Origin of the sequence: Veillonella parvula (assembly GCF_024461875.1) — a bacterium.
GTDB classification, from domain to species: Bacteria; Bacillota; Negativicutes; order Veillonellales; family Veillonellaceae; genus Veillonella; species Veillonella parvula_I.
This window is the reverse complement of the sequence record NZ_JANGAL010000172.1, coordinates 1-210: the sequence shown is the minus strand read 5'-3', so window position 1 is coordinate 210 and position 210 is coordinate 1. Positions and strand designations below refer to the sequence as shown.

The 210-nt window shown below is 44.3% G+C and carries 1 pseudogene; it reads left to right on the top strand.

Annotated features, from left to right (window positions below):
* Positions 1 to 210, top strand: a pseudogene (locus NE668_RS10245) (hypothetical protein); the annotation flags it as partial.

The window sequence follows — 210 nt, the reverse complement described above, 5'->3', positions numbered from 1 at the left end:
ATAAAAACGGAGCTCTTTCCAAACGTGCGGCAGAGACACATAACTGCTACGCAATCAATCTGACAGATGAGACACATGATCAGAGCTTTGCAATGACATCAAGCTATTCTAACATGTATCTTGCAACATATCTTTGCTTCCACCTGAACGAGCTGGAAGAGACAGTTGAAAAAGTTCGCAAGATCGCGGCAGCAGGACAGAACTTCCTTG